Annotated in this window: 3 protein-coding genes; all 3 read right to left on the minus strand. The window is 32.0% G+C overall.

Features of this window, described 5'->3' with window-relative positions; genetic code table 11:
- Positions 1–34: 34 nt before the first annotated feature.
- The 3 genes from HMPREF9402_RS05200 to HMPREF9402_RS05210 all read right to left on the minus strand — a co-directional run bounded on the left by HMPREF9402_RS05200 (position 35) and on the right by HMPREF9402_RS05210 (position 4110).
- Positions 35–1513, minus strand: a complete 1479-nt coding sequence (locus tag HMPREF9402_RS05200; RefSeq protein ID WP_006784507.1) for a glycoside hydrolase family 32 protein — start codon at positions 1511–1513, stop codon at positions 35–37.
- Positions 1514–1515: 2 nt separating this feature from the next.
- Entirely contained in the window at positions 1516–2949 is a 1434-nt protein-coding gene (locus tag HMPREF9402_RS05205) for a PTS transporter subunit EIIC (RefSeq protein ID WP_006784506.1), read from the minus strand.
- A gap of 153 nt (positions 2950–3102) precedes the next feature.
- Entirely contained in the window at positions 3103–4110 is a 1008-nt protein-coding gene (locus HMPREF9402_RS05210; protein ID WP_274378239.1) for a LacI family DNA-binding transcriptional regulator, read from the minus strand.
- Positions 4111–4274: the final 164 nt, after the last annotated feature.

Raw genomic sequence — 4274 nt, forward strand, 5'->3', positions numbered from 1 at the left:
TTTGACAGACCTTTTTTTATGTATGGTAAATAAATTAAATACCATGTTTTAAAAGATACTTCTCATACTTATAGGACATTAATCCATCGCTAAAAATCTCTATATTAGTTGAATTTTCTAATGGGAATAATCGGCTTGTAAAGGCTAACTCCCCATTGTTAATAAAGATTTCAACAATACTATTATCCATTAAAACTTTAATTTCAATCTTTTCACCAATTTTTAATTCTGCTTGACGATATGTCCCAAACTCTTCAACAAACTGATGTTTTAATTCACTTCGATCAAGTGTAACGGTTTGATTTTTCTGATTAAACTCTAATACCAGACGTTCCTCTTTTGAAACTGATAGGTTTATTCCAAAAATATTTGCATCATTTGGGGTGAGTATCATATTTAACTCATATGTATTTGTATCATTTTCTAATAAAGAAAATCCTTGACATTGACCTGCTTCTGATACTTTATTGAGACGTAATAACTCAAGTTCTTTTGCTGGAATTTGAATAACCTTATTATCTTTGATTCTAATTTCTCTTGGGAATGTTAAGCAATGAGCCCATCCAAAAATATCAGTTGGATATTCAAATTCTCCTAAACCTGCCCAGGCTAATAGTAGTGTTTGATTTTCTTTTCCTTTAAAAGTTTGAGTCGCATAGAAATCAAATCCTCGCTCAAATTCATCAAATGATTCTACTTCAAATATCAATTGATCTAAATCTAACTTTCCAATTACATACGTTACATTAAATAAATTTTTATACTTCTCACCTTGTACTTCAACTCCCTGTGGTGAAAAAATCAATAAATCCTTTCCGTCAATCTCAGCAAAGTCTGGACATTCCCACATATACCCTAAATTCTGATTAAAGTTTTTTAACGTTAACTCTCCTAAAAAACTCCAATCTACTCCATCTGGGGATTGATACATAATAAAGGTTCCTGTTTCATCTAATCGTTGAGCTCCCAAAATCATATAATATTGACCATTCTTTTTAAATACTTTTGGATCACGAACATGTCCGGTATACCCTTGTGGAACGCCTTCAATCAACGCATTTGATGGATGTTTTTGAATATTCCCCTTATCATCCATAATAGCTAAACACTGATTTGCGCTTCGATTAAACTTATCTAATTTAATGTTTCCAGTGTAATACAAATACAACTGATTATTTATTTCTATAGCTGTTCCTGAATATGCTCCATGAGCTTCATAATCTTCAGTTGGTATTAATGCTACTTCTTCACGTGTCCATTCAACTAAGTTTTTTGATTTCAAATGAGCCCAATGTTTCATTCCATGTGTTGTCCCAAAAGGATACCATTGGTGAAAAAGATGATAATAACCATTAAAATATGCTAATCCATTTGGATCATTTAATAAACCAAACTCTGGATGAATATGATAAATTGGTTTCCAATTATCATCTTTTGACTTTTCTAGAAGTTGAACTAATTCTTCTGTTGTAGCTTCTAGAATTGTTCGATGTTTAGGCTCTTTGTATCTCATAATTAAGCTACCTCTCTTTTAACTTTTACTTTTCCATATACATATGTAAAGATAAATCCAGCTGATAAAGCAATTAAATGAGCAAAAATATAATTAAGATGTCCATTTCCTTCAGCTGCTACAATTGCAATTCCAGGAATAGCTGTTGCACCAAATCCAATAGCTGTTACATGTGTAAGATAAACATATGCTCCCCCTAAAGTTGCTCCTAAGCATCCTGCAATTAATGGGAATTTATTTTTTAAAGTTACTCCGAAAATAGCCGGTTCAGAAATTCCAAATAAAATTGACCCAAATGAAGAAATACAAATTTGTTTAACTTTAGCATCTTTCCAATTTAAAAGTAAGAATCCAAGAACTGCTCCACCTTGTGCAATTAAAGCAACTGACATTAATGGCATAATAAAGTTACGTCCAGTATCTGCGATTAATTGTGCCTCAACTGCTCCGATAACATGATGAATTCCAGTAATAACAATGATTTGTTGAATTCCTGCAAACAACATGAAACCAAAAATTCCTAAATTTGTTGTTGCCCATAATAATGAATAAGTAATAATATCTGCTAGAGCACGTCCTAGTGGACCAATGACTGTAAATAATAAGAATGCTGCAATCACTACTGTTGCTAATGGTGCAAAGAATAATTTAACCATATCTGGAATTTTTTTGTTAAAGAAAATATCAAGTTTAGCCGTAATGAATCCCATCATTAAAGCAATGATAATCCCACCTTGAAATGCAACTAATTCTACATTTAGTCCAAAAATATTAATAACTTCGGGATCAACTGTTCCATTTCCAACAGAATAAGCATTTGCTAAATCAGGATGTAACATAATTGCTCCAATAACTAATCCAAGAACAGGTGTTCCACCATAACGTCTTGTTGCTGAATAAACAACTAACATTGGTAATATTGTAAAGATTCCTGTTGAACAAATTGATAAGAAGCGATTAATTCCAGCTAAAGATGGAAACATCTCAATCACAGATTGAGGACCAAAAATTCCTTCTTGCCCAAGTAAACCTGTCAATCCCATCAATAGGGCTGCAGCTAATAAACCTGGAATGATATCTACGAAAACGTCAGATAACGATTTAATAGCTTTTTGAAATGCATTCTGTTTCTGTACTGATTGAGCTTTAACATCACCTAAAGACATTCTTTCTGTTCCACTAACTTCTGTAAAGACATCATAAACATTATTAACTGTTCCTGCGCCAAAAATAATTTGCAATTGATCTCCTGCCACAAAGACCCCTTTAACTAATTCTAATTGCCCAATTTGATCTAAATCAGCTAATGAATTATCAACTAAGACAATTCTTAATCGTGTTGCACAATGCGCTACTCCTTGTATGTTTTCTTTTCCACCAATTAACGTTAATAATTCTTCTGAAATTTTTTGATAAATTTCTTTTTTGTTAGACATATTTCATTTCTCCCCTCACCATAGGAACCGGTTCCACCGATTACGAAAATAATATAACATAATAATTACCATATAGCAACCCCTTTCAGTAAGCATTTACAAAAAAAAAAAAAAACAAATCAGGTTTTAAAAACTAGATTGTCTTTTTTATCTTTATTTATGCTTTACACTTTTTGATTTGATTAACTGATAGCCAATAACCTGTAGTTCTGCAACATCTCTTCCTTCCATTAGGTCTATAATCGTTTCAGCGGCTAAGTGTCCTGTTTTCTCATTTTCAAATTTAATTGTCGTCAAAGGTGGTGTAACTAAAGTTGCCAAATCATATCCTCCAAAACCTGTAAGTGATATATCTTCTGGTACACTTAAATTATGTCGTTGAATAGCTTTTCTAGCCCCTAATGCTATTCGATCTGTAGCACAAATAATTGCACTTGGTTTACTATCTTTTAAAGCATCGTTGACTATTTTCTCAGAAAGTTCACTTGTGAAATCTGACTCCATTATACGAATATTCATCAAATTATTTTGGTAACGTAATCCATCCAAAACCCCATTACGACGATTTATTCCTACCGCAGTATCATCTTTTGATACGCCCAAATAAATAACATCCTGATGCCCCATCTCTTGAATATATCTCCCTACTTCAAACCCTGCATGATAATCATCATTAACAATTGAAGTAACTCCATCACAGACTTGTCCAACCATTAAAAATGGAACCTTTAACTGACTAATTACATCTCGATGAGCATCTTTAATTTCGGTCGCTACTAAAATAATTCCATCTACTTTTAATCGTGCTAAATTTTCGATACTTTCAATTTCTAAATCTTTTCGTAAACTAGTATTTATAATTAATGGATTGTATCCATTTTCTCTTAAGGTTGTATCAATGGCCATAATTACTTTTGATGTAACAATAGAATCTAACCCAGGGGCTATGATTCCAACAAATTTTGTTTTTTTTGCTTTTAGACTCTGTGCAAAAGCGTTTGGTTCATAATTATGCTCTTCAATAACTCTCCTGATTTTTTCCTTTGTTTCTTCACTCACTTTGCCATTGTTCAAGTAACGAGATACAGTACTTTTCGCTACCCCAGCGATTTCAGCTATATCTTTAATTGTTAAGGCTTTATTCATCCTTCTCCTCCTAATAACCCTTACTAAAAATTAAAACAGTTTTATCTCTTTAATTATAGATTATATTTTGCTACTTTGATATGCTAATTAAATAGAAGAACAAAATAAATACCATCTAATTTATAAAATATTAGATCGTATCCTGATTCCTACAAAAAAAAAGAACCGATAGCTCCCTA

This window comes from Turicibacter sp. HGF1 (genome assembly GCF_000191865.1).
Taxonomy (GTDB): domain Bacteria; phylum Bacillota_I; class Bacilli_A; order MOL361; family Turicibacteraceae; genus Turicibacter; species Turicibacter sanguinis.